At 40.6% G+C, this 15,157-nt stretch carries 11 protein-coding genes; 4 read left to right on the top strand and 7 right to left on the bottom strand.

What is annotated here, in order from left to right:
- Positions 1 to 30 precede the first annotated feature (30 nt).
- The 3 genes from AACZ88_RS07675 to kdsA form a co-directional block, all read right to left on the bottom strand.
- Positions 31 to 1,641 carry a sulfatase gene (locus AACZ88_RS07675; protein WP_339708592.1) on the bottom strand — a complete coding sequence of 537 codons (1,611 nt, stop codon included), beginning with the start codon at positions 1,639 to 1,641 and terminating at the stop codon, positions 31 to 33.
- Between the two features lie 10 nt (positions 1,642 to 1,651).
- The gene (locus AACZ88_RS07680) at positions 1,652 to 2,920 is read right to left on the bottom strand and encodes a sulfatase-like hydrolase/transferase (RefSeq protein ID WP_339708594.1); all 1,269 of its coding nucleotides are present in this window, start codon (positions 2,918 to 2,920) and stop codon (positions 1,652 to 1,654) included.
- 150 nt (positions 2,921 to 3,070) lie between these two features.
- Entirely contained in the window at positions 3,071 to 3,892 is an 822-nt protein-coding gene (kdsA, locus tag AACZ88_RS07685; RefSeq protein WP_339708596.1) for a 3-deoxy-8-phosphooctulonate synthase, read from the bottom strand.
- Between the two features lie 154 nt (positions 3,893 to 4,046).
- On the opposite strand from kdsA, the gene AACZ88_RS07690 reads away from it, so the two are divergent.
- From AACZ88_RS07690 to AACZ88_RS07700, 3 genes are all read left to right on the top strand, one after another.
- Entirely contained in the window at positions 4,047 to 4,604 is a 558-nt protein-coding gene (locus AACZ88_RS07690) for a hypothetical protein (RefSeq protein WP_339708598.1), read from the top strand.
- Between the two features lie 359 nt (positions 4,605 to 4,963).
- Positions 4,964 to 6,763 carry a translational GTPase TypA gene (gene typA, locus AACZ88_RS07695; RefSeq protein WP_339708600.1) on the top strand — a complete coding sequence of 600 codons (1,800 nt, stop codon included), beginning with the start codon at positions 4,964 to 4,966 and terminating at the stop codon, positions 6,761 to 6,763.
- Between the two features lie 81 nt (positions 6,764 to 6,844).
- Entirely contained in the window at positions 6,845 to 7,747 is a 903-nt protein-coding gene (locus tag AACZ88_RS07700) for a hypothetical protein (protein WP_339708602.1), read from the top strand.
- A 191-nt stretch (positions 7,748 to 7,938) separates the two neighbouring features.
- On the opposite strand, the gene AACZ88_RS07705 is transcribed toward AACZ88_RS07700, so the two are convergent.
- The 4 genes from AACZ88_RS07705 to AACZ88_RS07720 form a co-directional block, all read right to left on the bottom strand.
- Complete coding sequence (locus tag AACZ88_RS07705) at positions 7,939 to 8,691, bottom strand: ROK family protein (protein ID WP_339708604.1); 753 nt, start codon at positions 8,689 to 8,691, stop codon at positions 7,939 to 7,941.
- 161 nt (positions 8,692 to 8,852) lie between these two features.
- Positions 8,853 to 10,343: a sulfatase gene (locus tag AACZ88_RS07710; RefSeq protein WP_339708606.1), complete on the bottom strand. Its 1,491-nt coding sequence runs from the start codon at positions 10,341 to 10,343 to the stop codon at positions 8,853 to 8,855.
- Between the two features lie 57 nt (positions 10,344 to 10,400).
- Positions 10,401 to 11,216 (bottom strand): NUDIX domain-containing protein, encoded by an 816-nt coding sequence (locus AACZ88_RS07715; RefSeq protein ID WP_339708608.1) that lies wholly within the window; start codon positions 11,214 to 11,216, stop codon positions 10,401 to 10,403.
- A gap of 30 nt (positions 11,217 to 11,246) precedes the next feature.
- Positions 11,247 to 11,930: an ATP-binding cassette domain-containing protein gene (locus AACZ88_RS07720; protein WP_339708610.1), complete on the bottom strand. Its 684-nt coding sequence runs from the start codon at positions 11,928 to 11,930 to the stop codon at positions 11,247 to 11,249.
- Between the two features lie 167 nt (positions 11,931 to 12,097).
- Between AACZ88_RS07720 and AACZ88_RS07725 the strand changes: the two genes are divergently transcribed.
- Positions 12,098 to 15,118, top strand: a complete 3,021-nt coding sequence (locus tag AACZ88_RS07725; protein WP_339708612.1) for a tetratricopeptide repeat protein — start codon at positions 12,098 to 12,100, stop codon at positions 15,116 to 15,118.
- The last annotated feature ends 39 nt before the right edge of the window (positions 15,119 to 15,157 follow it).

Consider the following 15,157-nt stretch of genomic DNA (forward strand, 5'->3'; position numbering starts at 1 on the left):
ACACCTAACTGTTTACTGCTCTTTGCTTACTTACTCCTTAATAATCCCTTTGTCCTTATAACGCTGAATAAATTGATCGTTGAGCGCATCAGTATCCTTATATTTTTTGCGCATTTCCTCGAGTTTAACTTTCATTTCGGCAACGACATCTGCATATTCGGGATTATTATATACGTTGTTGATCTCATTTGGGTCCTTTGCACGGTCATAGAGTTCCCATACATCCACGTCATAATAGAAATGAATCAACTTATATTCCTTATTTGCGATTCCATAATGCCGTTTTACGGCATGTTCGGCAGGGTATTCATAGTAGTGATAGTACACGCCGTCTCTGTTCCATTTTTCTTTTTCCCCTTTCAATAGTGGGGTCAGACTCTCTCCTTGCATGTCGTCAGGTGCGGTAACACCGGCCACCTCTAAAAAGGTTTGTGCGAAATCAAGGTTTTGAACCATTTCTTCCTCAGTGGTACCTGGTGTAATGACATGCGGCCATTTTATCAACAAGGGTGTTTTAAAAGATTCGTTGTACATAAAACGTTTATCGAACCATCCGTGTTCGCCCAAATAAAATCCTTGATCGGAAGTGTAAACCACAAGGGTGTTCTCGCTGAGGTCGTTCTCGTCCATATAATCCAACAAGCGACCCACATTTTCATCTACTGCTGCTATAGTCCCCAGATAATCTTGCATGTACCTTTGATACTTCCAAACCATTAAGGTGCTATCGTTCATATCAGGAAAACGTTTTGCAAAGTCTTCGTTGATAGGGTCGTAAACAGCGTCCCATGCCGTTCTTTGTTCTGGGTTGAGTCGACCTATGCGATTTCCTATAGTATTCCAATTCTTAATATCAAGTTGTTTGGCCACACTGTCGGTCAATTTAAGGTCATAACTTAATTGCATGTGTTTTAAAAGGTTCATTTCAGCTGGACCAGCAGTAGTTTCACGGGTGACATAATCATCAAAAAGTGTTTCGGGAAGCGGGAAGGTCTTTTGCGTAAATTCTTTATAATGACGTTCTGCGGGCATCCAAGTTCTGTGAGGTGCCTTGTGCAGATACATCAACATAAAAGGTTTCTCGGTATCCCTTCGGTTGTCAAACCAGTCGATGGCCAAATCGGTAATAATATCGGTGACATAGCCAGTAACCGTCGTATCGCCGGTAGCGGTAATAAACTTAGGGTTGTAATAATCGCCCTGCCCAGGTAAGATTTTAAATTCATCAAAGCCTTTGGGATTGTTGCCAAAGTGTAATTTTCCAAACATGGCGGTTTGATATCCGGCCTTTTGTAGCAATTGCGGAAAGGTAACATTGGTCGTGTCAAAAGGAGAAATATTATCAATTTTTCCGTTGAGGTGCGAATGTTTTCCTGTCAAGATTACGGCCCGTGAAGGGGCACATATCGAGTTGGTCACCGTGGCATTCGTAAAGAGCATTCCCTCTTTGGCGATACGGTCAATATTCGGCGTGTTGATCAATCGGTCATCGTAAGCACTAATAGCTTGATAAGCGTGATCATCTGACATGATAAAAACAATATTGGGCTTTTTGGCCTTAGTTTCCTTTTTAGATTTTTCCCCGCACGACCAAATGATAAGGCTTCCGATAAGTAAAAAATAGCATGTTAACTTCTTCATTCTGTTAGATTTATTTGGCATATTGGTTCAAGACCGATTGAAATTGGGTGACGATAGCTTGTATTTCGATGGATTGTTCTTTTACGTGTAAAGGCTTTTTTTCCAAGGAATCTTTTGCAAGATTATAAAATTCCCCGTTTCCATACAATTTCCAACCTTTATTCTGTACATACCTTCGCGGTTCGAATTTCCCCCAAAAGGGTTGGTAATGGCAAAAAATCCATTCCCGTGTATTTTCATTTTTGCCAAACAGCTGGTCGTAAAAACTATGCCCGTCGGCCTTTGATTTTGGCAGCGGTTGCTGTCTGGAAACCTGTAAAAGCGTGGGTAGAAAATCGGTAAAATCGATGAGATTGGAATTGCTACTGCCCGGTTTTATTTTTCCTTGCCAATTTGCAATAAAGGGCACATGGGTACCGGCATTGGTAGTATGTCCCTTATCACCCTGCAAAGGACTGCCATTGACTATGGAGGTTACATCTCTATCCGTTCCATTATCGCCGATAAAAAGGATCAACGTATTCTCCCGAATGCCGAGTTCTTCCGTTTTTTGTACAATGTTTCCGATCAACTTATCCATATAATGCACCATTTCACCAAAATAGGCCGTGTCGTTGACTTTTGAGGTAGCATCAAAACTTCTGAATTCTGGGTTGTCAGGGGTGGGCACAAAGGGGTCGTGCGTCAATACCATGGGGTAATAGATAAACATGGGGTCGTCTTTGTTTTTCTCCATGAAAGTTTCGATATGTTCCACAAAAATATCAGGGCCATACCGCCCTGGGAATTGAATGGTGCCTTTGCCTCCGATACTCAATAATGGGTCTTTGTACCGTGTGCCTCTTTCATCGATTTGCCATAGGCAATACGCATCGAAACCTGCCTGTTCAGGTGTCGACCCTACTTTGCCGCCAGCTAATTTTTGCTGATGTGCATTGCCTAACAATTGCCATTTTCCGGCAATAAATGTTTTGTACCCCGCTGCTTTCATATAGTGCCCGAACGTTTTTTCGCTGGAGTCGAGCAATCCGAAGCCAATGTAATTTCTGTGATTGTATTTACCTGTCATCAACTGTACCCTTGATGGGGTGCATAAGGGAGTGGAGTAGCATTGGTCAAAACGCATACCTTCGTTGGCCAATCGATCCAAATTAGGCGTGGTATAGCTATTGCTTCCGTAAACGCTCAAGGCTTCTTGTCCTAGATCGTCGGCCATGATCAAAATAATGTTTGGCTGTCCTTCGTTTTTAGACTGTGCACTTCCATAGGAAGAATACATACAGACTATAAAAAGTAAAACGCTTGTGAATCTAGATCTTATGAAGTGTGTTTTTAAAAGCGTCAAAATGCGATGGTTTTAGTAAATGTGTCTTTCGTAAATTGTGGATTGTAAATTTCTTGGAATCTGTTTTTTAACAATCCGATATAACTACTGGAGATTTAATACGGTCTGTCGAATGGCTACCAAGTTTGTCAATAATTTTTCCAAATGGTCTAAATGCAACATATTGGCACCATCACTTTTGGCATTTGCGGGGTCAAAATGGGTTTCCATAAAAATACCGTCCACTCCGGCCGCGATTCCTGCTCGGGCCATAGTGTTTATAAGTTCTGGTCGCCCTCCGGTCACACCACTAGCTTGATTGGGTTGCTGTAATGAATGGGTAACGTCTAAAACGACGGGTGCATATTGTTTCATCGTGGGGATTCCTCTAAAATCGACTACCATATCTTGATATCCGAACATAGTGCCACGATCGGTAATAATAACTTGGTCGTTACCAGAATCGGTGACTTTGGTAACGGCGTGTTTCATACTTTCAGGACTCATAAATTGTCCCTTTTTCAGATTAACGACCTTTCCCGTATTCGCCGCGGCAACGACCAAATCGGTTTGACGGACCAAAAAAGCAGGAATTTGAAGTACATCGACATATTCGGCAGCCATGGCGGCATCTGAAACCTCATGGATGTCGGTAACCGTTGGTACCTCGAAAGTCTCCGATACTTTTCGTAATATTTTTAAAGCTTTTTTGTCGCCTATACCTGTAAATGAATCTACACGACTTCGGTTGGCTTTTTTAAAACTTCCTTTAAAAACATATGGAATTTGAAGTTTATTCGTTATGCCGACTATTTTTTCTGCAATACGTAAGGCCATTTCCTCTCCTTCAATGGCACAAGGACCTGAGAGTAGAAAAAAGTTGTCGCTGTTGGTATACTTGATTTGTGGTATAAGGTCTAATCGCATTCCCTTTTGTTTTGTACAAAGATACTATTTTGGGTTTTGAGTGGTTATATAAATTTATCTCGGTCTATATTCAATGCGATTTGTAAGGTGGCCTATGCCATAAAGACTAAATGGTGACGAACGTATACTGAAATTGATCCCAAATCAATCTACTATGCAAAAAATTATATTAATAACACTGCTGCTGTGTGGTGCGGTGGCAACGGCCCAATTTGGCAAAAACTGTGAACTTCGGCAGTTTAAGATCAATATTGCCAATCCGGGAATTGAATACGAAATGGCCCTAGGTGTCAATACAACCTTTGATGTAAAAGCGGGTTTTCAAGTGGCTTTAGATCCTTCGGAACCGGAACTTTATAGAGATTTAGGGTTCTTCCCGGCGATTGCTGGTCAATATCGGTATTATTATAATTTCGAAAAACGACAACGCAATAGAAGGCAAGTGTATGGAAATTCGGCCAACTATGTGGCTCCGGCGGCAGCTGTCTTCTTCCCTGGTTCACGAACAATTGACAATGTCGTAATAGACAATATTATAAGTTATGCAGGATTAGTTACCGGTTTGCAACGAAGTTATGACTCTGGATTCAATTTTTCCATTGATGTAGGTGCCGCTTATTATATGGGGTCTGTGAATGAAGGTTTTTATCCGGTAGCCAATGTAAGTATTGGTTGGATTATCAGTGAAAAACGTTGGTGTGTCGGCAGATAATTCTCCGAATATATCTTATAGAAACAGAATGCTTTAAAAACAAGAGTATTTCAACTACACTAGGTTTCGGTATGGCGGCTTGCGAATAGGTTAATCTATCGGTTTGATAAGATATCATCAAAAAGAAGAAAGACAAAATTTATGGCAAAATAAGCAGTGATTATTCTAGAACTATTAACTACCTACCCAGTATTATCACATTGATAATAAACTCGGGTAAGTACCTTGGAAATCACCTTATAATAACCCGCTCAAAATCAATGATATAAAAATAACACTTCTTTGTGTAATCACGAAGAAATTAGCAGTATCTTTGCACGCTTAAAATAGCCGCTTGTATTGCTATTAATATTATAATTATGTCCATAACAAAAAATATTGCGATTATCGCCCACGTTGACCACGGCAAGACCACCTTGGTAGACAAGATTATGTATCACTGTCAGCTGTTCCGTGAAAATGAGAATACAGGAGACCTGATTCTGGATAATAATGATTTGGAACGGGAAAGAGGGATTACCATTACCTCTAAGAATGTTTCCGTTGTGTATAAAGACACCAAGATTAACATCATAGATACTCCCGGTCACGCCGATTTCGGTGGTGAAGTGGAACGCGTTCTTAATATGGCTGATGGCGTACTTCTATTGGTCGATGCCTTTGAAGGCCCTATGCCACAAACTCGGTTTGTGTTGCAGAAAGCTATCGATTTAGGTTTAAAGCCCTGTGTGGTAATCAATAAGGTCGATAAAGAAAACTGTACCCCTGAGGAGGTTCATGAAAAAGTCTTCGATTTGATGTTCGAATTGGGTGCTGAGGAATGGCAATTGGATTTTCCGACCGTTTACGGTTCGGCCAAAAACAATTGGATGAGTGACGATTGGAAAAATGAGACCGATAATATCGAACCGTTGTTGGATATGGTCGTTGAGCATATTCCTACTTTTGAACCTAAGGAAGGAAATACACAAATGTTGATTACCTCTTTAGATTTTTCTTCTTTTACTGGACGTATCGCTATTGGAAGGTTGCAAAGGGGAAGCTTGAAAGAAGGGCAACAGGTTTCTTTGGTAAAGCGTGATGGAAGTATTGTGAAATCAAAAATTAAAGAACTTTTTACCTTCGAAGGCCTGGGCCGTTTGAAAGTAAAAGAAGTGGCTACCGGTGATATTTGTGCCATAGTCGGTCTTGAAGGTTTTGAAATTGGTGACACTATTGCTGATCTTGAAAACCCTGAAGGGTTGAAGACCATCGCGATTGATGAGCCCACAATGAGTATGTTGTTTACCATTAATGATAGTCCGTTTTTCGGGCAAGATGGCAAGTTTGTGACCTCGCGCCATATCAAAGAGCGGTTGGAGCGTGAATTGGAAAAGAATTTGGCGCTGCGTGTTAATGAAACCGATAGTGCAGATAAATTCTTGGTTTTTGGCCGAGGCGTATTGCACCTTTCTGTTTTGATTGAAACCATGCGTCGAGAAGGTTATGAATTACAAATTGGGCAGCCTCAGGTTATTATTAAGGAGGTTGACGGTGTTAAATGTGAACCAATCGAGCAATTGACCATCGATTTGCCAGAAGAAGTTTCTGGAAGAGCGGTAGAAATGGTTTCTATTCGTAAGGGAGAGATGACCAGTATGGAAGCCAAGGGAAATCGTATGGTATGTGAGTTTTTGATACCATCACGTGGGATCATTGGTTTACGAAATCAATTGTTGACTGCTACGGCAGGTGAAGCTATAATGGCCCACCGATTTTTGGAGTACCAACCTTTAAAGGGCGATATTCCACAACGTCAAAACGGTTCGTTAGTTTCTATGGAGAAAGGAAAGGCTATTCCGTATTCTATAGATAAATTACAAGATCGAGGGAAGTTTTTCGTAGATCCAGGCGAAGATATTTACGAAGGTCAGGTCATTGGTGAGAACTCCCGTGGTGACGATATGACTATTAATATTACTAAGACGAAAAAATTATCGAACGTACGTTCTTCAGGAGCTGACGATAAAGCCAAGATTGTACCGGCCATCAAGTTTTCTTTGGAGGAAGCTTTGGAGTATATTCAAAAAGATGAGTATGTTGAGGTGACCCCGAAGTACTTGCGGCTTCGAAAGATTTACTTGACCGAAGTTGACCGAAAAAGGAATAAAATTACATAAAGCCAAAAACCCTGAAATTTTCAGGGTTTTTTTTTGAAATGAAGTCGTGGGTTTAACGACTGAAAATTAAAAATCGATGATATGAAAAAAGGATTGTTTTTATTTACACTACTGATTGTTGCAGGAATTTCATCTTGCAAAGACCAACCCAAGCAAACAACTGAGGCAGTTTCCGAAAAAAATGAGGTTGTCGCGAATTCGGCTTTGGTCCCTGAAAAATGGATAAGTAGTCGTGTAGCCAAAGCAAAGAATAGGTTACAAGGTTCAGAAGCTGGTTCGGTAATATGGAATGCAATGGAGGCTCACGGCGGACTTTCAAAATGGTTCAGTAATGGAGCTTTGGCTTTCCGTTTTAATTATCAACCCCTTGATGGTAAAACGGCAAGGGATAGTTACCAAATTGTGGATGTTTGGCGTAACAGAGCTGTACATACCAGTGTCTCCGATAGCACCGCCAAATTTGGCTGGAATGGAAAAACAGCCTGGGTAAAGGCCAAAGACTCCACCGCTTTTGCCTACGATACAAAGTTTTGGGCATTGACCCCCATATATCTTTTTGCACACCCTTTTGTGTTGGATGGGGAAGGGGTGAATTTAGAACTATTGCCGCAAGCTAAGTATAAAGAGAAAACCAATGATGTTGTCAAAGTAACTTTTGATGCCGGTACTGGCGATGCTCCCGATGATTATTACATATTGCATTTTGATGTCGATACCCACTTGATAACGGCCATTCGATATATTGTTTCCTATCCAGAGTATTTTAAGGATGGGGGGCATAATCCCGAAAAATTTATGGAAGTAGGGGAACTGGTAAATATTGAGGGAATTTTATTGCCCACTGGTTTAAAGACCCATTGGACGGTCGAGAACGGCCAACCAGGAGATTATATTACGAAAATCGACGTGAGCGACTTACATTTCATAAAAACATTGGAAAATGATTTTTATGATGTACCCGAAGGCGCTAAGATTTTAGAATAGTCTTGATAAGAGACATCGTAATAAGAGGGGCTAAAAAGTTAGAACAAAGCGTTATTACGAACGCAGTGAAGTAATCTGTTGATCGACTGTTCGTAAATTTACAGATGGCTTCATACCTCGAAATGGCATAAAACAAGCCTTTTTTAGCCCCTTTTTATACGAATTTTGATGATTGAAATTACGGCGGGTTTTTAGCTGAAAATATTCTTTCTTGCCTGACATGCTGCTGCCGCTCCGATGATTCCCGCATGATTCTGCAATCCTGCAGGAACTACACGTGTATCGATAGTAATATAATCTTTAAACTCTTTCCAGTCTTTAGAAGTGCCCCCACCAAGAATAATAAGGTCTGGTGCGACTATCAATTCAACAAGCTCTAAGAACTTATTAAAACGTTTGCCCCATTTTTTATAACTGAGACCTTCTTTTTCTTTAATGGAAGCTGCCGCCCATGCCTCTATTTTAATATGTTTTTTGTACGGAATTTGGCCCAATTCAAAGTTTGGAATCAATCGGCCATCTAAAAAAGCACCGCTACCCAGTCCCGTACCAATAGTAATCATGACAACGAGACCTTTTTCTTGTTGGCCAATACCGTAGTTCATTGTTGCATAACCGGCGGCATCGGCGTCATTGGTTACCGTGACATCAAGGCCTGTCGCCTTTTTGAAAAGGGCTTCAACATCTGTTCCCTTCCATTTTTTATGAAGGTTTCCCTGTGATTTGCAGATTCCTTTTTTGATAACCGTAGGAAATCCGCAGCCTACAGGTCCTTTATAGTCAAAATGTTTTACGATCTTAGCGACCACTTCGGCCATTTCGTTTGGTTTCCTTGATTTTGGTGTGGGTATTCGAAAACGTTCTGTCACCATTTCACCGGTTTCCATGTTTACCATTGCACCCTTTATTCCAGAACCGCCTATATCAATACCAAGAATTTCCATTAATACATTTTGTGATTATGGGCGCAAAGTAACAAAAAAGATTTGGTAGTATTTAGTCAATGCTGTTCCGCAGTTGCTTTTATTGTTGAAATTATAACAAAATATGGTTTATTTTAGGGGTGTCAGGTTATCGTAGTTCAAATAAAGGCAACCGATTGATTTTATAGATTTTTGGAGTATAATCCCGTATTTCCTTCTTCTAATAATGGCAATAGTCTGTTAACGATTTCAGGTTCATCGTCGGCTATATTTTTAGTTTCAAGGGGGTCTGCGCTATGATCGTATAGTTCTACAGTTGGTGTATCTTTCCTGAAGTATTTCGTGAGCCTATATTTTTCGGTGCGAAGTGAAATTCCATTTCTAAAGTAGCTATAGGCGGTCTCTCTAGTTTGTTGTTTATTGGAATTCATAAGACCTACAAGACTTTCACCGTCGAGAGGGTAGTCGTTACCAATACTACAAAGCTCTAAAAGTGTTGGATAAATATCCACCGTCTCTACAACGTTTTCCACTTGCTGGGCTTGATGTTCGATATACGGGGATTTTATGATAAGTGCACTCTTTAGTGCATTTTCGAAAAGAGTGTGTTTTCCCCACACCCGTTGATCGCCCAAATGCCACCCATGGTCGCCCCAAATTACGATAATGGTGTTCTTTTCCATATCAAGTGTCTTTAGTTCTTGCCAAAGTCTACCGATTTGGGTGTCGATATAACTTATCGAAGCATAATACGCATGATGTAATTTTTTGGCATAGGCATCAGAAACAGAGGCCTGTAAAGATGCTTTTTCGTCACCTAGGGCATACCCATTAAATTCGCCACTTCCATGAAGACTTTTGAGACTTATGTTCTCAGGGATATTGGGATTGCTGGAAACGGGTAAAGTTGTCTCGTCATATAGGTCCCAGTATTTTTTTGGGGCATTGAAAGGTAGATGCGGTTTGAAAAACCCAACGCCCAGGAAGAAAGGTTTCTCTTTGCTTTTTAGTTCGCGGAGTTTGGAAATGGCCAAATTGGCCGTTAAACCATCGGGATAGCCGTCGTCATTAACTTCCCCCGATTCATAAGGTTTTACCTGTTTTTTTAAGCTTTGTCGATTTTCGCCATTGGTATAGGCAAAAAAAGCGTTCCACCCTGTTTTCCATTTTCCGGCATTAAAAACCAATTCGTCCCAACTGTGGGGAAGTTCTTTTTTTTGAGAAACAGGTTCTTCGTAGCCGTAGACATAACCATCTGCAGAATGACTAATTTTTCCAATTCCGACGGTATGGTAACCAGCCTGTTTAAATCGATGGATAAATGTTTCGGGAACATTTGTTTCCGGTCGCTCGGAAATTTCCTTTTCAATAGCCGAATTGGATAAATGAATGGGCTTTGACGGGCGCATTCCTGTGAGTAGTGCATGTCGAGAAGCTCCACAAGTAGGTACTTGTACATAATGATGGTTGAAGAGGGTGCCTGAAGCGGCTAATGCATCCATATTCGGCGATAGTACGAACTCATTGCCGTAGGCACCTAATTCCGTGCGCAGATCATCGACAGCAATAAAAAGCACATTGGGGTGTGTTTCCTCGGGCTTTTGCTCCTGACAGCCTAGAACCAATAGTGTAAAGACTGAAAGTATAAGGCAATGGTGTCGTTGTTTTAACATGTTTTATATGTTGTCGTTAATGTTTACTTATGATGTATTTCAAGGTGTTAAAAAATATCATTGAAGGTCCCCTTTTTCTTTTAAAAAATCAAAAATCAACCCATCTACTTCTGAAACCAAGTTTCTGTCTTTGTAATTGAGCCAGACTATTTCCTCTATTTCAGAATTGGGTAGTAGTTCTCCTTCATAGTATCCCGAATAGCAAGTTCTTCGAACCAAAATACCGGGTTTATGGCCATCGGCCTGACCTTCGAAAATACCTATGAAATCTAAAGATGAAATGTTCAATGTTACACTTAATTCCTCTGTAATTTCTCTAGTAATCGCAAGCTTGTCCGATTCTCCGATTTCCCTTTTTCCGCCGGGGATATAATATGTTTTTTTTCCCTGACTTCGGGTACATAGTATGCGGCCGTCGACAATAAAAATCCATGCCAGTGTATCGATAATTTCTTCCGTTGGTTCGATATAATAATCGATAGAGTTTAGGGAATGGTTGGGGTCGATGAAGTCTAATATTTTGTCTATTGATTTTCCGAAAGCGGTCAAAGTTCCTAATTTGTTATTGCGTCCCAAGGCACTTGAAATGGTTTCGTCCCTATTTCCGAATTTGTACCCTCCTGTTTTTATCCAAAGCGCATTGAGCAGATGTTGCATCAGCACATTGCCCAATTGATCGACGGAAATTGCAATTTTTAAAGAGAACTCTCCAATTCCAGTGATTCCTTTAACAACAAATTTTCGTAGTAATCCATAAATTAGTCCGAAGGGGGCGGTCAGCACAAATAAGATGATGGAAATAAAAAAAAGCAAAATACCAATAAACGGATTTGCTTTCTTATCGGCTTGATAAACTTGCTTTTTTAAAATCATAGTTAAATACTAGCTCGCATTTGGAGATTATTATACCGTACGTTGTACCACCTCGAATATCTTGCCACCATCGCACTTTAGGGTTTTGGAAGGGTATTTTAAAATAAGGGCGTAATCGTGGGTGGCCATAAGAATGGTGCGACCAGATTTGTTGATATCTTGCAAGACTTTCATGACCTCTACACTGGTCTGTGGATCTAGATTGCCCGTAGGTTCGTCGGCTAAAATTAGTTCAGGGTCGTTCAATAGGGCCCTGGCGATGGCTACACGTTGTTGTTCTCCACCGGAAAGCTCGTGCGGAAATTTGAATCCTTTGGTCTTCATGCCAACCTTGTCGAGTACTTCCTCGATTTTGGCGGTCATTTTACTTTTGTCTTTCCAGCCAGTGGCTTTGAGTACAAAAAGCATATTGTTATTGATGTTTCGGTCAGGCAACAATTTAAAATCTTGGAAAACGACGCCCAATTTTCTCCTGAGATGCGGAATTTTCTTTTCTTTCAGTGATTTTAAATCGAAACCAGCAATGGAACCTTCGCCCTGTCGAAGTGGCAGGTCGGCATAAAGTGTTTTCATAAAGCTACTTTTTCCGCTCCCTGTTTTTCCGATGAGGTAAACGAAGTCCCCTTTTTTTACATCTAGGCTTACTTCGTTCAGTACCAGATTATCTTTTTGAAAAATGGCAACCTCCTTTAACTCCAATATGGTCTCGCTCATGGTCTTCGTTGTTGATATAAAAGTAATAAGTTCCTAGAGATTTGCCCTTGATATTTAGGAAAAATCTTTTTCTTTAAATTCAAATTCTGCCTAACATATACTTAGGTACGATATTTGCCGTTATAGAGGTTAATACACGGTACTTATTAAACAATAGTTAGAACACTATGCCAAAAAAAATCACCGCTTTTTTCCCCCTTTTATTGGGGACTGTCTTGTTGGGAACCGCCCAAGAAACTAAAATTTACACGCATTCACAAAAGGAATATCAAGATGCCTTGGCGCTCTATAACAATGAGCAGTACCAAGCGGCCCAAACCATTTTTCAAAAAGTAAAGAAAACCGCAAGGGACGAAGAAGTGCAGGCCAATAGTGCCTATTATGAGGCCAATGCAGCGGTACGACTGAACCAATTGGGTGCCGATCGGCTGATGGAAGATTTTGTTGAAAAATATCCTACTTCAACCAAGCGTAATTCTGCCTTTGCCGATGTGGCCGAGTATTATTTTGAAACAGGTAAATATCCGTATGCCCTAAAATGGTATAACAAGGTCGACCAAGGTGCACTTTCACGTGGGGAAATGGATAAATTCAATTTCAATTACGGATATTCCCTATTTTCCTCCAAAAAAAGTAAGGAGGCCGAACGCTATTTGGGGAAAGTGACAGATTCACCAATTTATGGGTCTCAAGCGAAGTACTATTTAGGATATATTTCCTATCAGCAAGATGATTATGAAGCGGCCAACGAACGCTTCGATCAAATTACAGATCAAGAGGTACTTGAAGAAAAACTCTCGTATTATCAAGCCGATATGAACTTCAAGTTGGGCAAGTTCGAAGAAGCTATTGCCTTGGCCAAAAAGCAATTGCCAAAGTCAGATCGAAACGAAGTTTCGGAACTGAATAAGATAATAGGGGAGAGCTATTTCAATTTAAAACAATATTCGAACGCCATCCCATATTTAGAGGATTATAAAGGGAAGCGTGGTAAATGGAGTAATACAGATTATTACCTGTTAGGCTATTGTTATTATAAGCAGAACGATTTTGCCAATGCCATACAGCAGTTCAATAATATCATCGGTGGAACGAACAGTGTTTCCCAGAATGCTTACTACCATTTGGCGGAGTGTTACTTAAATTTAGATAAAAAGCCCGAAGCACTGAATGCATTTCGAAATGCTTCTCAGATGGATTTTAGTCTGGAAATAAAAAAGGATGCCTATCTGAATTACGCACGCTTAAGTTATGAGATAGGGAATGCTTACGAACCCGTACCGCAAGTGATTTCCAATTATTTGGAGGAATATCCGAATGATAGTAATGCCAAGGAAATGCAAGAGTTGTTGGTAGATTCATATATCACCTCTCGAAACTTTCAGGGGGCAATGGAACTTTTGGAGAACAACCGAAACTATGCTAGTAAAAGTACCTATCAAAAGGTCGCTTTTTATCGGGGAGTTGAGCTTTTCGTTGATGGTGATTATGAAACAGCGGCAGAAATTTTCAAAAAATCGCTCGATAGTGCCGAAGACGGTACCTTCAAAGCCAAAGCAAGCTATTGGAAAGCTGAATCGGATTATATGCTAAATAGGTTCGATGATGCTTTAGCAGGATTTCTACAATTCAAACAAAACCCGGCTGCCAAAAGAACACCCGAGTATGCAGAATCAGACTATAATTTGGCCTACGCCTATTTTAAGCTCAAAGATTATGCGAAAGCGATTTTCTTTTTTGGGAACTTCACAGCTTCTGGTACGAACGATACCCAAAAATTATATGATGGCTATTTACGTATGGGCGATAGCTATTTTGTGACCAGTAAGTATTGGCCCGCTATTGAAACCTATAACAAGGCTTTGGCATTGACCGGCCCTGAGAAAGACTATGCCGCCTATCAAAAAGCATTGAGCTATGGTTTTGTAGGGAAACAAAATACTAAAATAGAAGAACTACAAAGTTTTGTTTCAAAATATTCAAAGTCCACTTTAAAAGATGATGCCCTATACGAATTAGGAAATACCTACATCGCTGCCGGTCAAGAGAATCAGGGGCTGCAGACCTATGATCGTTTGGTTCGTGACTATCGTGGTAGTTCATTGGTGCCCCAAGCTATTATGAGACAGGGGCTCGTACATTACAATGCGAGCAGAAATGAACAAGCTTTGGCTAAATTCAAAACGGTCGTACGTGATTATGCCAATACCCAAGAAGCCATTCAGGCAGTGGCCACGGCCAAATTGGTATATGTCGATTTGGGCCGTGTTGACGAATATGCCGAATGGGTGCGCGACCTGGAATTTGTTGAGGTGACCGACGCAGAACTTGATAATGCCACTTTTGAGTCGGCTGACAAGCAGAATTTGGAAGGTAAAAAAGAGGTGGCCATTCGAGGGTATGAGAATTATATCAAACAATTTCCAAGCGGCCTACATGCCGTAAATGCCAATTTTAATTTAGCACAATTATATTTTGGGAAAGGAGAAAAAGATCAGGCTTTGCCCCATTATATGTATGTAGCGAACAAAGGAGGAAGTGAATATGCCGAACAGGCTTTGACTCGGGTTTGCGAGATTTATATCGGAAAAAAGGATTATAACGAGGCACTACCATACTTAGAGCGTTTGGAGGGTCAGGCCGATATTCCACAGAACCGTACTTTTGCCCGCTCGAATTTGATGAAGGGGTACTATGAACAAAAGAATTATGAGCGTACGATTGCTTATGCCGAAAAAGTATTGGCAACGCCGACAATAGATGATCGTATAAAAAGTGATGCCCATGTGATGATTGCACGTTCTGCAATACAGACCAATGATGAGGCGATGGCACAGGCGGCCTATGCAGATGTACAAAAGATAGCAACTGGAATTCTTGCAGCTGAATCGCTTTATTTTGATGCTTATTTCAAGAATAAAGAACAACAATACGAAGCTTCGAACGTATCTGTTCAGAAATTAGCGAAAGATTACGCAGCTTATAAAGAATGGGGCGGTAAAGGACTTATTATAATGGCTAAAAATTTCTATGCTTTGGATGATGCCTATCAGGCGACCTATATTTTAGACAATGTGGTTTCGAACTTCGCACAATATCCTGAGGTGGTGGCCGAGGCGAGGGGAGAACTATCCATAATAAAGGCAAGGGAGGCTCAAAGCAACTCTTCGGTCGATCCTGGAAACTAAAAACCTATTTTAGGAATCGTGATGTCAAGATTGTCAAAA

It is taken from the genome of uncultured Kriegella sp. (assembly GCF_963975415.1).
Taxonomy (GTDB): Bacteria; Bacteroidota; Bacteroidia; order Flavobacteriales; family Flavobacteriaceae; genus Kriegella.

What these genes read in the sequence shown, in the direction of transcription:
- AACZ88_RS07675 (WP_339708592.1), bottom strand. Translation starts at nt 1,641, where the DNA reads ATGAAGAAGTTAACATGCTATTTTTTACTTATCGGAAGCCTTATCATT.
- AACZ88_RS07680 (WP_339708594.1), bottom strand. Translation starts at nt 2,920, where the DNA reads ATGTATTCTTCCTATGGAAGTGCACAGTCTAAAAACGAAGGACAGCCA.
- kdsA (WP_339708596.1), bottom strand. Translation starts at nt 3,892, where the DNA reads ATGCGATTAGACCTTATACCACAAATCAAGTATACCAACAGCGACAAC.
- AACZ88_RS07690 (WP_339708598.1), top strand. Translation starts at nt 4,047, where the DNA reads ATGCAAAAAATTATATTAATAACACTGCTGCTGTGTGGTGCGGTGGCA.
- typA (WP_339708600.1), top strand. Translation starts at nt 4,964, where the DNA reads ATGTCCATAACAAAAAATATTGCGATTATCGCCCACGTTGACCACGGC.
- AACZ88_RS07700 (WP_339708602.1), top strand. Translation starts at nt 6,845, where the DNA reads ATGAAAAAAGGATTGTTTTTATTTACACTACTGATTGTTGCAGGAATT.
- AACZ88_RS07705 (WP_339708604.1), bottom strand. Translation starts at nt 8,691, where the DNA reads ATGGAAATTCTTGGTATTGATATAGGCGGTTCTGGAATAAAGGGTGCA.
- AACZ88_RS07710 (WP_339708606.1), bottom strand. Translation starts at nt 10,343, where the DNA reads ATGTTAAAACAACGACACCATTGCCTTATACTTTCAGTCTTTACACTA.
- AACZ88_RS07715 (WP_339708608.1), bottom strand. Translation starts at nt 11,216, where the DNA reads ATGATTTTAAAAAAGCAAGTTTATCAAGCCGATAAGAAAGCAAATCCG.
- AACZ88_RS07720 (WP_339708610.1), bottom strand. Translation starts at nt 11,930, where the DNA reads ATGAGCGAGACCATATTGGAGTTAAAGGAGGTTGCCATTTTTCAAAAA.
- AACZ88_RS07725 (WP_339708612.1), top strand. Translation starts at nt 12,098, where the DNA reads ATGCCAAAAAAAATCACCGCTTTTTTCCCCCTTTTATTGGGGACTGTC.